General features: G+C 30.2%; 13 protein-coding genes. 9 read left to right on the top strand and 4 right to left on the bottom strand.

Annotated features, from left to right (window positions below):
• Positions 1-14 precede the first annotated feature (14 nt).
• The 4 genes from FC55_RS00890 to holA are packed head-to-tail and all read left to right on the top strand — an operon-like array spanning position 15 to position 4,530.
• Complete coding sequence (locus tag FC55_RS00890) at positions 15-704, top strand: helix-hairpin-helix domain-containing protein (RefSeq protein WP_003700061.1); 690 nt, start codon at positions 15-17, stop codon at positions 702-704.
• A gap of 43 nt (positions 705-747) precedes the next feature.
• Positions 748-1,224, top strand: coding sequence for a ComE operon protein 2 (locus FC55_RS00885; protein ID WP_003706127.1), 477 nt, complete (start codon positions 748-750; stop codon positions 1,222-1,224).
• A gap of 51 nt (positions 1,225-1,275) precedes the next feature.
• A complete protein-coding gene (locus tag FC55_RS00880; RefSeq protein ID WP_003700065.1) occupies positions 1,276-3,498 on the top strand; it encodes a DNA internalization-related competence protein ComEC/Rec2 in 2,223 nt (740 codons plus the stop codon).
• Between the two features lie 9 nt (positions 3,499-3,507).
• Positions 3,508-4,530: a DNA polymerase III subunit delta gene (gene holA / locus FC55_RS00875; RefSeq protein ID WP_003700067.1), complete on the top strand. Its 1,023-nt coding sequence runs from the start codon at positions 3,508-3,510 to the stop codon at positions 4,528-4,530.
• Positions 4,531-4,548: 18 nt separating this feature from the next.
• On the opposite strand, the gene fni is transcribed toward holA, so the two are convergent.
• Genes fni through mvk form a run of 4 tightly spaced genes read right to left on the bottom strand, consistent with a single transcriptional unit; the run spans position 4,549 to position 8,628 of the window.
• Complete coding sequence (gene fni, locus FC55_RS00870) at positions 4,549-5,595, bottom strand: type 2 isopentenyl-diphosphate Delta-isomerase (RefSeq protein ID WP_003700069.1); 1,047 nt, start codon at positions 5,593-5,595, stop codon at positions 4,549-4,551.
• A 15-nt stretch (positions 5,596-5,610) separates the two neighbouring features.
• Entirely contained in the window at positions 5,611-6,678 is a 1,068-nt protein-coding gene (locus tag FC55_RS00865; RefSeq protein ID WP_003700070.1) for a phosphomevalonate kinase, read from the bottom strand.
• A gap of 24 nt (positions 6,679-6,702) precedes the next feature.
• Entirely contained in the window at positions 6,703-7,671 is a 969-nt protein-coding gene (mvaD, locus tag FC55_RS00860; RefSeq protein WP_003700072.1) for a diphosphomevalonate decarboxylase, read from the bottom strand.
• Positions 7,672-7,683: 12 nt separating this feature from the next.
• Positions 7,684-8,628: a mevalonate kinase gene (gene mvk / locus FC55_RS00855; RefSeq protein WP_035149727.1), complete on the bottom strand. Its 945-nt coding sequence runs from the start codon at positions 8,626-8,628 to the stop codon at positions 7,684-7,686.
• Between the two features lie 247 nt (positions 8,629-8,875).
• Between mvk and FC55_RS00850 the strand changes: the two genes are divergently transcribed.
• The 5 genes from FC55_RS00850 (at position 8,876) to FC55_RS00830 (ending at position 15,622) form a co-directional block, all read left to right on the top strand.
• On the top strand, positions 8,876-11,665 hold the full coding sequence (locus FC55_RS00850; protein WP_035149729.1) for a helicase C-terminal domain-containing protein: 2,790 nt from the start codon (positions 8,876-8,878) through the stop codon (positions 11,663-11,665).
• 123 nt (positions 11,666-11,788) lie between these two features.
• The gene (locus FC55_RS00845) at positions 11,789-12,292 is read left to right on the top strand and encodes a cell wall elongation regulator TseB-like domain-containing protein (RefSeq protein WP_003700076.1); all 504 of its coding nucleotides are present in this window, start codon (positions 11,789-11,791) and stop codon (positions 12,290-12,292) included.
• Positions 12,293-12,309: 17 nt separating this feature from the next.
• Complete coding sequence (locus tag FC55_RS00840) at positions 12,310-13,491, top strand: pyridoxal phosphate-dependent aminotransferase (RefSeq protein ID WP_003700077.1); 1,182 nt, start codon at positions 12,310-12,312, stop codon at positions 13,489-13,491.
• A gap of 12 nt (positions 13,492-13,503) precedes the next feature.
• Positions 13,504-14,805 carry an asparagine--tRNA ligase gene (asnS, locus tag FC55_RS00835; protein ID WP_003700078.1) on the top strand — a complete coding sequence of 434 codons (1,302 nt, stop codon included), beginning with the start codon at positions 13,504-13,506 and terminating at the stop codon, positions 14,803-14,805.
• 109 nt (positions 14,806-14,914) lie between these two features.
• The gene (locus tag FC55_RS00830; protein ID WP_003700079.1) at positions 14,915-15,622 is read left to right on the top strand and encodes a DnaD domain protein; all 708 of its coding nucleotides are present in this window, start codon (positions 14,915-14,917) and stop codon (positions 15,620-15,622) included.

The following is a 15,622-nucleotide window of genomic DNA, read 5'->3' as shown; positions in this document are numbered from 1 at the left end:
GAAAGGAATAAGTGATGAAAGAAGAGATAAAAGAAAAACTTCAAGAGTTTCTAGAAAATAATAAATGGCAAATAGTAACCATTGTAATAGCAATAATTGTAACACTAATTTTTGTTTTACCTACTAAACACTCAGATAGTGATACTTTTGAAATATCTAGTAGCAGTACATCTCAAATAAGTAAAGTTTCTACATCTGTGCCGCAAGTTAAATCTAGTGTGACTAAGAAGGAAATATTTGTAGATATTAAAGGAGCTGTTAAACATCCAGGTTTGTATAAAGCAAAACCAAATCAAAGACTAGCTTATATTATTCAACAAGCTGGAGGATTAGAAAATAATGCGGATGTTAGTAAGCTTAATTATGCACATAAATTAAGTGATCAAATGATGATTTATGTGCCTAAGCAAGGAGAAAACTATACTGGTGATGTAATTATAGAATTACAATCGGAAAACACTATGAGTAGTGATACAAGTAATAGCAATACAACAGAGGAGGCCGGAGATAACAGTAAAATAAATCTTAATACTGCTACTAAAGAACAGTTAACACAATTGAATGGAATAGGAGACAAGAAAGCTGAGCTGATTATTTCATATCGCGATGAGCACGGAAAATTTAAAACAATTGATGAGCTAAAGAATGTTTCCGGTATAGGAGATAAAACATTTGCTGCAATCTCAGATAAATTAACAGTTTAAACTATGTTATACTAAATAAAAACATATTTGGATGGTGAATTTTATGACCGATAAAAGAATACCTTGGAATCAGTATTTTATGTTACAGGCAGTATTGCTTTCATTAAGATCAACATGCGAAAGATTATCAGTTGGAGCAATTTTAGTTAGGGATAAGCGTGTAATTGCTGGAGGATACAACGGAGCTGTTTCTGGCGATGATCATTGTATTGATGTAGGTTGTTACGTTGTTGACGGACACTGTTTACGAACAATTCACGCGGAAATGAATGCAGTATTACAATGTTCAAAATTTGGAATTCCAACAGATGGGGCAGAAATTTATGTTACAGATTTTCCTTGTTTGCAATGCACTAAATCATTGTTGCAAGCAGGTATAAAGAAAATATATTATATGCGTAATTATCATAATGACGATTATGCGATAAGATTATTGAAACGAAAAAAAGTAGCAGTTGAACAAGTTAAAGTTGAACCTAAATATTTAAATACAGTTTCAATAAATATTGCAGAAAATTAGGAATAAAAAGTATTGTACAGGATTGTTATTTTTTTCTGTGCAATTCTTTTAGTGGTTATTGAATTATTATTTTTTGAATTCAATTATATTTTTATAGTGGTACTATGTTTAATTTGTTTGAGAATTTTATGTACTAAAAGTATTTGTATAGTAAACATTTGTTTAATATGGTGCCTAGGATGTATAACATATATTTTTAATTACTATCAATGTAGTAAAAGTAGAGAAATAAAACAAGAATTAAGTGTTAAAAACCAGCATATTTTGGTATATGCAGATAATATAAAAGTTAACGGAGATTTACTGACATTAACAGGAAGATGGTTAGAAGGAAAACAACAGATATGTACTTATTATTATTTAAAATCTAAAGCAGAGCAGAATTATTTCAAAAAACAAATAAATAGTGATGTATATACTGTAACAGGAAAAATTAAAGGAATTTCTCCTCCTACTAATGAAAATGAATTTGATTATAAAAAATTTTGTCAAAGTAAAAAGATATATAATGGTTTAACTGTTAAACATATAAGTTTAGAAAACAATAAAGTTCCCTCTAAATATAAACTTTTATGTAAATTACATGATTTAAGAAAAAGTATAATATGTTATCTACAATTATTTCCTAAGTATTTACGAGGATACTCAACAGCCTTAGTAGTAGGATATAGGGATGATGGATTTGATGATATAAATAGTAGTATCAAAGAATTAGGCTTATTATATCTTTTCAGTTTATCAGGAATGCATGTTTTTTATTTAGTGAAAACTCTGCAAAAATTAGCACAAATACTACGGATAACAGCAGAGACGGTAGATATGTGGTTAATTATTTGTCTCCCTATATACATGATTTTAGCAGGTTCTTCATCAAGTATTATACGTGCAGTATTTATGGTATGGATACCTATATTTAGTAGATATTTTTTATCAATAAAGATAGATAAATTAACTTCATGGTCATTGACGATAATTATAAACCTATTATATTCACCAATGATATTATTCACTATGGGAATGCAGTTAAGCTATTTGTTGACGTTAGTTTTAATTCTAAATGAGGAAGAAAATAGTATAAAGATTGGTATAAAGATGAGTGGATATAGTATACCATTAATGTTATGGCATACATATCAATGGAATGTACTGACTACTTTTCTATCTATATGCATTATTCCAATTTTTGAATATATAATTCTACCATTTACAATAATAGGAGTACTATTAAATGTATTCTCAAAAATTAGTAATACTATTTTGTTTTTAATTTCTATCTTTTTTGAGAAATTAGCAGATAGTTCACCAATGATAACTTTTGGAAAACCGGATTTAACGGTAGTTATACTATTACTATCACTTATGATCTGTTTAGAAGTTAGCAGGAGAAAAAATGTAGTTATTTATCTACAAGTATTGGTATACATTTTTTCATATAGTCAAATACATCGAAATAAAGATGAATTAGTTTACTTTGACATTGGACAAGGTGATGCTACTCTAATCAGAGAAAAAAATAATAATCAAATAATTTTAGTAGATACAGGTGGAAAAGTTAGTTTTAAGCATGAAAAATGGAGAAGTAGGACAAGCCAGACTAGTGGTGAAAGGATTATAGTTAATTATCTGTTAAGTAAAGGAATTAATTCGATAGATAAGCTTTATTTAACACATCAAGATGCAGATCATGTTGGCAATTTTCCAAGTATTAGTCAAAAAATAAAAATCAAAAAAATTTTGGTTCCTTTAGGAATGGAGAAATTACCTAGTTTTAATAAAAGATTGAATGAATCGAATATCTGTAATGATAAAGTGGTAGAGCCTATTACTGATACTAGTGATTTTTCTAAAGAAAGAATAGATATTTTACATCCATTTGTTGAAGGAAAAGGGAAAAACGAAGATTCTATAGTTCTAAAATATACTATGGACAGGCTAATTTTTTTAATTACGGGTGATTTAGATCAAGAAAATGAAATAAAAGTAATAGAAAAGTACCCTGATTTACGATGTGATATTTTAAAAGTAGGACACCACGGGAGTAAAACATCAACTGCAGATCAATTTGTAAAAAGTTTAAAACCTCAATATGCTATTATTTCGGTAGGTCTTAATAATAGGTATGGACATCCTAATATTGAAACATTGAGGACATTAAATGCAAATGGTATTCCATATTTAATGACTTCCGATAAGGGAATGATAAAAGTAGTAAATGTGTCTAAAGACAAATTTTGTATGAGTACTAAATATGGAAAAATATTAATTAGAAAGTGAGATAGAAAAGTGAAAGTAGATGAGTTGCGCAAAGAAATAGAAAATAATAGTCTAAAAAATGTTTATTTAGTTTTAGGGGAAGATACATATCTTAATAATAAAGTTAAAGAATTATTTTGGAACTATATTCCTGAAAGTGATAGGGAATTTAATGCTGCAATTTATGATATGGAAACTACTTCGATTGCAACTGCAATAGCAGATGCAATTTCTGCTCCTTTTTTTAGTGAAAAAAGATTGGTGATTATTACTCATCCATATTTTTTAACAGGGGATACAAAGAAACATTCTATCGAACAAGATGTAAATGAATTGATAGGATATTTGCAAAATCCTTCTCCAGATACTTTGTTAGTAGTATTAGCAAGTTATGATAAGTTAGATTCACGTAAGAAAGTAGTTAAAGAGTTAAAGTCAAAAGCTGAAATAGTGGATACTTCCTCGTTGAATGAATCTGAGATAAGACAATATCTTATAAAATATTGTGATGGGAAAAAAGTTATAATTGAAAAAAGAGCAATAGACAGATTAATTCAATTAACTAATGCCAATTTCTCTAAAATAATGAATGAACTTTCTAAACTAATAATAGCAACTGTTGATACTAAAAAGATTACAGTTAGTGAGGTAGATGGATTAGTTACAAAATCGCTGGAACAAAATGTTTTTGACTTGGTAGATTTTGTTCGTGATAAAAAGATAAAAGAAGCATTTGAATTATATCATGAACTTTTAGAACAAAAAGAAGAGCCAATAAAAATAAATGCGATCTTAATTGGACAATTTAGATTACTTTTACAAGTTAAAATATTACAGAAGCATAGCTATGATCAAGGAAGTATTGCCTCAACTTTAAAAGTTCATCCCTTTAGAGTGAAGTTAGCTATGCAGAATGCTCGTAAATTTAGCAATAATAGTTTGAAATCTGCTTACTTAGGTTTGGCCGAAATAGAAGAAAAGTTAAAAACAAGTAGTCAGAATCCAGAATTGTTGTTTCAATTATTTTTAACAAAATATGCGTATAAAAAATAAAGGTTGGGATTAAAAATCTCAACCTTTATTTTTTAATAACTCAGTCATTTGCTTTTTAAAAACTAATAACTCAGAGCTTAAAATTACTGGTAATTTATGTAAGTCATCAATATTTTTACAACCTAGCATCAACATAATTTTTTTAATTTCAATTTTTAAATTAGTTATATATTCAATTAAACTCTCAGTTCCCTGACGTAATAAAATATGTAAAAATAGGCCAGAAATACCAACATTGTCAGCTCCTAAAACTAAACATTTTACTATATCAAGAGAATTTCTAATTCCCCCAGAGGCAGTGAAAGAAATGTCTTCATCTACAAGTTTAGCAGCTACTAAGGATTGAGCAGTAGTCATACCAATATCTTGCAAAAATGCTAATTCTTTTTGTTTACGACGACGATTTTCAATTTCTATAAAATTAGTACCACCTTTGCCAGAAAGATCGATATACTTAACACCAATATCAGCTAATTCTTTAATAGTCATAGGAGTTAATCCTTGTCCAACCCCCTTAACAAGTAAAGGAAATGATGAATTATTAACTATTTCACGAATATTATCTTTCCACACAAATTCAGTATCGCCTTCAGGCATGACTAATTCTTGAGAAACATTAAGATGCAGTTCCATTGCATTAGCATCAATCATTTGTTGAGCAACATTGAAGTTTGAGTAAGAATGACCTGCTCCAAGGTTGCCTAACAAAAAGCCATTTGGATTTAGTTGCCTTATTTTACTGAAATTTGGTGATAAACTAGGATATTTTAAAGCAATACTTTGAGAGCCACAGGCCATAGGTATATTTGTTTTAGCAGCGACAGTTGATAATTTATAGTTTATATCATCAGTTTGTGAACTTCCTCCAGTAATTGCGTTAATAAAAAAGGGTACAGGAATATCTTTACCGACTAACGTACTTCTTATATCTATATCTGATAAATTTAACTCAGGTAAGTTACTATAAATTAATTGCACTTCATCTAACTGATTAGATGATTGAGTTTTAAAAAATTTTTCAGCTAAAGAAAGATGTTCATTTTTGCGATGTTGATGAATTTTCATAATAATCTCCTGTAATTAATCTTGATAAACGTGCAATGATAATGGGACTATTCCATTTTCTTTCCAATAAGCAAATAATGGCTCAACATTCATAGATTTATCAATTAGAACAATACCACAATCTCCTCCACCAGCACCAGAAGTTTTTGCTGCTCCACCAAATTTTTCTGCAGAAGTGATAAGTTTAGTTAGTAGGGGAGTCTCGATTTCTACAGAACTCAAACTAGCTAAATTTCGGAGTAATTCACGATTATATATTAATGATTCTTGAATTTTGGATAGAGAATTTTCCTTAAAACCAGTAATCATTGTATCGATACATTTCCAACTATTTTCTAAAAAATGATTGTATTTATTTTGATTATTAGCCTTATGAAGGGCAACTGCATCTACTAGATGTGAAGTTGATGCAGGAGATCCAGTCCAACCTATTAGAAGGTTTAAGTTATCAGGTGGAGTCAATTGAGTAACTTTCAAATTAGGCCAATTTAAATCTAAAAGTTCGGAAATTGTATAGGATCTTTGAGCGACTTTAAGCCATTCTTTATCGAAAGAATGATAAGCTATCCAACCACCGTAAACACTAGCAGCGATATCCCCTAAAGAACCGTTTCCTTGAACATTTAAATGAGCAATAGAAGCTAGTTTAAAAAGATGCTCTTTTGATAAATTTAGTTCATAAAATTCAGATAGAGCTTTAATAGTTGCTACAGTGACTGCAGCAGAAGAACCAAGTCCATATTTCTTTCCATCAGGACTATCTAATTCACTATCAATTTTTAGATGATAGAATTCCATTTTTTTACCTAGACTTTGGGCATATTCTTCGACTAAATTAATAGCAGATAAAATATAATGAAATGGATTGTCTCGATTATCAAAAATAATTTGATTACCTTCTCGTTTCCAATATAAAGAATTTTCTTTATATTGTTTAGAAATGATTGACCCTAAATCATTACTCTTTTCCAAATTTACATATACAAATTGATCTAAAGCCACTAGAATAGCTGGTTGTCCAGTTTCAACAACAGCATATTCACCAGCAATGTATAATTTTCCTGGAGCTTTGACAGAAATCAAAACATCATAACCTTTCTTTGTAAATTAATCAAGATATTGTACACCTGGTCCCGCTGAAGAAACCAAAACTTCAGTGTTAGGAAGATTTTTTTGTAAAAAGGAAGTGATACTAGCAGTATCTTTTCCTAGACAAATAATTTTAACATTTGGACCAGCATCCATGGTGTAATAACATTCAATTCCCATTGAACGTAATTCTTCTACAAGATTCATAACTTGAATACTTTCAGGAGAAAAATAACTAAAATGAGGATGAGCGCTTAAATTTAAAGCATGCATCTTCATAGCATTTTCTTCGGCTAATTCACCCATAGTAGTAAAATCTTGTTTGCTAATAGCTTCTTTCATCAATGGAATAGAGCAGTTAGCCTCTTTTATCCAAGAATTATAATAAGGAGAAGTATTAACAACAGTTTGCATACCAGCACGCGAAGTTATTTTTTTGGGTTTACTATTTATAACAACTGCAATCATTTTTATGTCCCAAGACACATTTTCAATAAATGGAACAGCATAAGAATTTAGATCATTATCACCTGCTTGCCATTCAACAAAACCACCATAAATAGAGCGAGTAGCTGATCCCGATCCACGTCTGGCTAAACGAGATAAATCGCGACGAGATAAATTCATACCACTAGCTTTACTTGCAGCAGCAGCTAATGCAGCAAAAGCAGAAGCGGAAGATGCTAATCCAGCAGTTGTAGGAACATGATTAGTTGAGTTAACCTTTGCGAATTCTGAAATACCAGCTTTTTCTCGAACGATGTTTAAAAATTTATGCACATTTTCATTAGGAATTTCTTTTCCATTCAGAATAAAAGTATCTTTAGTATAACTTGAATCAAAAGTAACTGAAGTATCAGTATAGAAATGATCCAAAGTTAGTGATAAAGAATTATTCATAGGTAGAATAAGCTCTGTATCTTTTTTTCCCCAATATTTAATTAATGCAATATTTGTGTGTGCTCGTGCAGCAGCGTGATTGGACACGATAAATTCCTCCTAAAGATTCGATAGGGGTTCTATCCAATTTTTAGTAACCCCGTGTTGATTTAAAATTTTAGCAAGTACTTCTGCCTCTTTTTTTGTCTTCAATAAACTGATAAAACATCCACCACGACCGCCACCAGTAAGTTTACTACCTAGTGAGCCGTTTTTAAGTGCTATAGTAATAAGATTATCTAATTTAGGAGTGCTAACACCTAAAGAAATTAAATCTTTTTGGGCTAAAGTAAATGTTTTTCCGAGTCCTACTATATCATTATTAGCCAGTTGATCTCTAGTGGTTTGTGCTAATCTACCTAATGCAGCTAACTTTGATGAAGTTGATATTTCGTCTGTATTAAGTTGGTCTTTAACAATTTTTATTGCTTCACTTGTTTGACCTTTAATACCGCTATCACTAATTAGTAGATAAGCATCTAGGTTAATTGGAATAGGTGTAATTTCTTTATTACGAATTAACCAGATAGGATTATCGCTAGCACTAGTTGTAGCATCTAAACCACTAGGATTGTTATGAGTAACTTTTTCAGCAATATCAGCGTATGATAATAGTTTTTTATGATTAATTCTAGTATCGGTAGCGTTGTAAAAACAACGAATAATAGAAATCGCAACGGCAGCTGAAGATCCCATACCTCTTTCTGCGGGTAATTGACTGGATAAATGTAACTCAAATCCATTTTCTATACGTAAATCAGAAACTAATTTTAAAATTAATTTCTTAATACCGAGCATATTTTTAGGCATATCATCAACTGAACCATCATAGTAAGAACTTGTAATAGTTTGTTCACTTGATGATGGTATAACTTTAATACTTGCAGTTGCGGTTACGGTTTTTAATGGCAGAGCGATTGCTGGATGACCATATACGACAGCATGTTCACCAATTAAAATAATTTTTGCATGACTAGAACCCTTAGCATCATGAAATATATGCAAATCACTCTTCTCCCTTCGAATTTTATATACCTCTATAGTAGTACAAACAGTGTAATTATACATGTTATTAATGATATAAACAATAATATAGCTAGGGATTTTTAAAAGAATATTTTTAAATTTAGATAAAGAAATAGGAAGTAGATACCTATAAAAAGTACGTGGAACAGTAAAGTATGTATACTGGTAATAAGAAATTATGCTAAGATTAAGATGGTTGAGAATTTTAGCAATGAAGGTGAGATTAATGATAAAAGAAAGAATATATGCAGTGGTTGATTTAGAAACTACAGGTCCTAAACAAGATGGTAGCGATAAAATAATTCAATTTAGCTGTGATTTTGTACAATCAAATAAAATTGTAAATCATTTTTCTACCTTAATAAATCCAGGGATGCCTATACCAGCTGAAGTAAAGAAACTTACAGGAATAAAAGATAAAGATGTACGGTACGCGCCATATTTTGATGAAGTTGCAGGAACAATTTATGCGATGTTGCAGAATACAACTTTTGTAGCGCATAACGTGAATTTTGACTATAGTTTCTTAAGTTCTGAATTAGAAAGGGCTGGATACCCAGAATTGGAATTACCAATGATGGATACAGTTCAGCTGACACAAATAATTTATCCAACATTAGTCTCATATAGGTTAATAGATGTTAGTAAGTATCTACAACTTTCTCATATACATCCTCATAAAGCGGATAGTGATACTAAAGCAACAGCTGAATTATTAATTAATTTAAAAAAGAGAATTGAAACTTTCCCCTTAATTCTATTGCAAAGATTAGCGAAAATGGGGGATTCTTTAATTGCTCAAACAGGTGAATTTTTTAATGAAGTATACCTTAATAAAAAGGATAGAGAAGAGAAGTTACCTAATGATTTAATGGTCGTAGAAGATATTGTCTTAAAAAGGCCTAAACTCATAGACGAAAAAATATCAAAACAAGAATATCCTGAGACAAAGGATGAAAAGCAAAATCTTTTTTCTGAAGTCTTGGAATGGCGTTCTAGTCAAATAAAAATGATGGATGATATTAATAATGACTTGAATGAAAAAAAATCAAAAAAATATATATATGATGCCGCAACTGGGATTGGTAAAACATTAGGCTATCTAATGCCTATTGCATATAAAGCTACTGAAGAAAAAGTTGTAATAAGTACCGCTACTACAACTTTACAAAATCAGTTAATAGATAAGGATATATCAATGTTAAAAGAAGTTATTCCTTTTAATTTGAATATTGTAAATTTAAAGGGAAGCCAGCATTATATTGATATAGATAAATTCTACCAAAGTTTATCTATCCCTCAGTCAAAAAAGGCCACTCAAATACAGATGACTTTATTAGTTTGGCTTATGGAAACTTCAACTGGCGATATGGAAGAACTTAACTTATTGAGTATGCAAGATACAATTTTTGCACAAATAGAGCATCATGGGATAAGAGGACTAAATAAAAAAAGTGCATTTTATTCAGTAGACTTTTTAAAGCGGCAAGAAATTTTGAGAAGACATGCGAATATAATTATTACAAATCATGCTTATTTATTAAGTCATGTTGATAAATTAGGCGGAAATGACACGGTATTAATAGTTGATGAAGCACAGCACCTGAATGATAATTTGCTTAAAGAAAATAGAAAAACAATAGATTTTGATCAAATAAAAATAATTTCTGATTCATTACTAGTAAAAATGGAATCACAATTATCTTTTTCATTTAGAGATTTAGTAGAGATAAATTTTATTACTAAAGCACAATATACTGAGTTAATAAGACCAATTCAAACTATAGACTATGAAATAATGAATCTAAGAGAAATTTTTATGACTTATCTTAATTCAAATATGAACAAAGCATCAGATGTATATGTTGAAGTTCCAATAAAACCTTTGAATCTTAGAGGAATGATTAAGGCAAATTTATTTATATTCAAAAAAATTGAGAAAGCTTTAAGAAATTTAAAAAGGCTTCAAAATAAATTTTCTCAAAAGTATAGCATAGCCATTGTTACTGGGAGATTGGGATTGGATGAAATTCAGTTAATAAATGATTATCAAAAGTTACTTAATCTTTTATTAAGCGAAATGAAAAGTTGGTCATATCTAGATTTAAATAGATTGGAAGATGAATTGGAAACAGAGTTTATCTGGTTGACATATCCATATAAACAAGAAAATGGACATTTACGTTTGAATTTTATCATGTTAGATGGTGAGAACTTCTTAAATGATAGAGTATATAAAAAATTTTCTACAGTTTTACTGGTAGGTGCAAACCTAGCTATGAAAGAAACTAGGGATTACATGTTTAGACAATTAGATCTCAATAGTCAGGTTAAGATTAAGAAATACGATAATATTTTTGATTATAGCAAACAAACTAGAGCCTATATTTTAAAAGATATTCCGGATATAACGTCGATTTCAAAAAAAGAATACATAGAGTATTTATCTCATGATTTAGAGAAAATATTGCTGAATAATAATAGACAGACATTGATATTATTTAATTCATTAGAAATAATTGAATCAGTCTATCCTAAGTTAGTTAAGAAAATTGGAAGTAAACGTGAGATTTTAGCGCAAGGTATAACTGGTAGTGTAGAAAAAATTAAAAAAAGATTTATGCTAGGAGAAGGAAAAATTTTATTAGGAGCAGGTGCTTTTTGGGAAGGTATTGATTTACCTGAAAATAATTTAGAGATGGTAATAGTCACACGATTGCCGTTCCAGTCTCCAGATACTGTCCTTAATAAAGCTAGGTATAGAAAGTTAGAAAAAAAAGGAATTAATTCATTTTATAATCTAGCTTTACCAGAGGCAATTTTAAGATTGCAACAAGGGTGGGGAAGATTAATAAGAACTCCTAAAGATAAAGGAATATTTGTATTACTTGATTCAAGAATTGCTAATAAAAACTACGGAGAAAAATTTATTAGTTCGTTTCCAGATGGAGTTAATCTTAAAAGTTTGAAAATTGATGATCTATTAAAAGAAATTACTTCATTTTTGGGTGAATAAAGAGAAAATATGAGTTTTTTACACATTTTTTATCAATTTTAAATTTTAAAGTTTGCTTTTTTTATTGTATAATATTGCTCAGATACTAATGATTTAATAGTATAGAATCAAATAGAAATTTTGGTGAGAAAATTGAGAAGAAAACATGATTCAAGGATAAATAAGAAATTTTATTTTTGGAGTACAATTATTATTATTGTTCTTTTAATAATTTTAGGTTACGCAAAAGCTCAAAGCCCGCAAGTTCAAGAAAAAAAAGAAGCTTATTTGGTGGCTAAGAAATATGGTAACGTAAGAAAAGTTGAAGACTTTTATGTATTTAATAGAAAACAGACTTATTACACTATTTACGGAACAAATGCGCGTGGTCAAGAGGTATATGTTATTACTTCTCAAAATGGCAAAAAAGTAAATATATATGCACAGGATAAGGGGATTTCTGTAAATAAAGCTAAGAATATCGTTAAGATAGAAAGAAATCCTAAAAAGATAACAAAAACTTCCTTAGGATTGGTAAATAACAAACCTGTTTGGGAAGTAACATATTTGAATAATCAAAATAATATTTGTTATGATTTGATAAGTTTTAAAACTGGAAAGATCATAAAATCCATTCAAAATATATAATTTGGAGGCAGTTATCTATGCAAATTTCACAAAGAGCTAAAAATATACAACCATCTGCAACGCTTGCACTATCAACTAGAGCTAATGCAATGCGTGCTGAAGGAATTGATGTAATTAATTTAACGGTAGGAGAACCTGATTTTCAAACACCTAAGAATATAAGAGATGCTGCTATTGCTGCAATTAATGATGGAAAAGCAGATTCATATACTCCTGTATTAGGTATAAAGGAATTGAGAGAAAAAGTAGCAGAGGTTACTAACAAAGACTATAACACTAACTTTACGAGTGATAATGTTGCAGTTACGACTGGTGGGAAATTTGCTTTATATGCCATAGCACAATGCTTGCTAAATCAGGGAGATGAAGTGATTATTCCACTCCCATACTGGGTAAGTTATGGTGAGCAAATTAAATTATCGGATGGGAAACCTGTATTTGTTAAACCAAGTAAGGGACTAAAAGTAACAGCATCAGATTTAGAAAGTGCTAGAACCGACAAAACAGTAGCGATGATTTTAAATTCACCACAAAATCCATCCGGCTTAGTATATACAAAAGAAGAATTGGAAGAAATTGGAAATTGGGCTGTAAAGAATGACATAGTTATAATTTGTGATGACATGTATGGAAAGTTGGTTTATAATGGTACTCGGTTCGTATCATTAATGGATTTAAGCGATGATATTAGAAAACAGACAATTTTAGTAAGTGGATTATCTAAATCTTATGCGATGACAGGCTGGAGAGTTGGATATGCGGTAGCTGATGCAGAATTTATTAAAAAGATTGCTGCAGTAGCTGGACATTCTACAAGTAATTTGACAGCAGTTAGTCAATACGCAGCTTTAGAAGCTTTAAATGGAGATCAAAGTAGTGTGTCTACTATGCGAGAGGCTTATGAAGAAAGATTAAATAAAATCTATGAGGAACTTAAAGAAATTCCGGGATTTGTGTTTGATTCAAAACCTCAAGGAGCTTTCTACCTATTTCCTAATGTTGCTAAAGCCGCAGAGTTGGTAGGATGTAGTAATGTCTCTGAATTTGCAGAATTTTTATTAGAAAAGGCACATGTTGCTGTGGTTCCAGGAGTTGCATTTGGAATGTCTGATTACATTAGAATAAGTTATGCTGCAAGTTTAGATAATCTTGAAGAAACGGTAAAACGTATTAAAATGTTTGTTGAAGAAAGAAAATAGGAGGTTATATTAGTGAAGACGATTAGTATTATTGATGCTAAACACCATGTTAACGAAAAAGTAAAAATAGGTGTATGGCTTACTAATAAACGTTCCAGTGGGAAGATTGCTTTTTTACAATTGCGTGATGGATCAGCATATTTCCAAGGAGTAGTTGTGAAAAATGCTGTTAGTGAGGAAACATTTGCTCTTGCTAAGGAAGTAAAGCAAGAGACTAGTTTGTATGTTACAGGTGTCATTCATGAAGATAAACGTTCACATTTCGGATATGAAATCGAAATTGAAGAAATAGAAGTTGTTGGTGAAAGTAATGAATATCCTATTACACCCAAAGAACATGGTACAGACTTTTTGATGGACCATCGCCATTTATGGCTACGTTCTAAGAAACAATTTGCTATTATGCAAATTCGTAATGAAATGATTCGTGCAACTTATGAATTCTTCAACAAAGAAGGTTTCATTAAATTAGATGCACCTATTTTGACTGGTAGTGCACCAGAGGGAACAACTGAATTGTTCCATACAGAATATTTTGACAGAGATGCATATCTATCACAATCTGGACAGTTATATGAAGAAGCTGGAGCAATGGCTTATGGAAAAGTATTTTCATTTGGTCCTACTTTCCGTGCTGAAAAATCTAAGACACGTCGCCATTTGATTGAATTTTGGATGATTGAACCTGAAATGGCATTCATGCATCAAGAAGAAAGTCTAGAAATTCAAGAACGTTATGTTGCATATTTAGTACAAAGCGTTTTAGATAACTGTCAATATCCTCTACAAATCCTAGGTAGAGATACAGAAGTTCTTAAGAGATATACGGAATTACCATACCCACGTATTTCTTATGATGAAGCAATTGAATTATTGCAACAATCTGGTAAATTCCCAGATGTAAAATGGGGAGAAGATTTCGGTTCTCCTGAAGAAACATATTTAGCTGAACATTTTAGTAAACCAGTTTTTGTTATGAACTATCCAAAAGCCATTAAGCCATTCTACATGAAACCACATCCAACTCGTGATGATGTAGTAATTTGTGCTGATATGTTAGCACCTGAAGGATACGGTGAAATCATTGGTGGATCTGAACGCGCTACAGATCCAAAGTATTTGGAAGAACAAATTATTAAAGCTGGCCTAGATGTAAAGGATTATGAATGGTATTTAGACTTGCGTAGATATGGTAGTGTTCCACATTCTGGTTTTGGTTTAGGATTAGAACGTGCTGTAACTTGGATTACAGGTGAAGATCATATTCGTGAAGCAATTCCATTCCCAAGATTATTGAATAGGATTTATCCATAAATTTATTTTGAAGAGGTCTGATGAATTTTCATCGGCCTTTTTAAATTGCTTTTTAATAGTAATATATGTTTAAATCAAGGTAGTGAATTAAGAAACGGGTGATAAAAAATTGGACAGTACATTAAGAGAGTTTCTACATCAAGGAAATACGGTAATTTCAAACCTGGTATTGAAAAACTATAAGAAATTAGGAATGACTGATACGGAATTTATTTTGTACTTACAACTTAATAGTTATCTTCAAAAAGGGGAAACATTTCCTGAACTAGAAAATATAGCTAAAAGTTTGCAAATATCTGTTAATGATGTATATACACAATTACACAATTTAATAGAGAAAAAAATACTGAAGATTGAAACAATTATAAATCAACAAGGACAAAAAACTGACAGTTATAGTTTTGATTTCTTATACCAAAAACTAGATTCATTGATAGATGAAGAAAAAAAAGAACTATTAAATGTATCGGCAGAAAAAGATAGACAAAAAATATTTAATGCTTTCCAAGTAGAATTTGGTAGGGATTTATCTCCAATAGAATTAGAAATGATAAATGATTGGATAGAAGAAGATAAATATAAAACAGACCTAATATTACTTGCTTTGAGGGAAGCTGTTTTAAGTCAGGCATATAATTTAAAATATATTGACAGGATTTTACTCAGTTGGGAAAAACAAGGAATTAGATCTAAGGTAGATGTAGAAAATTTAAAGAAAGCTAGAGAAAAAAGGAAAGAAAACATTAATACAATAAGCGACAATAATAAAAATAAAGAGAACAAACCTAAAATACCATTGACAAAGTGGTTGGATTAA

The sequence above is a fragment of the Ligilactobacillus salivarius DSM 20555 = ATCC 11741 genome (assembly GCF_001435955.1).
Classification (GTDB): domain Bacteria; phylum Bacillota; class Bacilli; order Lactobacillales; family Lactobacillaceae; genus Ligilactobacillus; species Ligilactobacillus salivarius.
Note: the sequence above shows the minus strand (reverse complement) of the source record. Positions and strands in the feature narration are given on the sequence as shown.

Bases quoted from the DNA above. Each gene is read 5' to 3' on its own strand.
- FC55_RS00890 (WP_003700061.1), top strand. From the start codon at position 15: ATGAAAGAAGAGATAAAAGAAAAACTTCAAGAGTTTCTAGAAAATAAT.
- FC55_RS00885 (WP_003706127.1), top strand. From the start codon at position 748: ATGACCGATAAAAGAATACCTTGGAATCAGTATTTTATGTTACAGGCA.
- fni (WP_003700069.1), bottom strand. From the start codon at position 5,595: ATGAAAATTCATCAACATCGCAAAAATGAACATCTTTCTTTAGCTGAA.
- FC55_RS00850 (WP_035149729.1), top strand. From the start codon at position 8,876: ATGATAAAAGAAAGAATATATGCAGTGGTTGATTTAGAAACTACAGGT.
- FC55_RS00840 (WP_003700077.1), top strand. From the start codon at position 12,310: ATGCAAATTTCACAAAGAGCTAAAAATATACAACCATCTGCAACGCTT.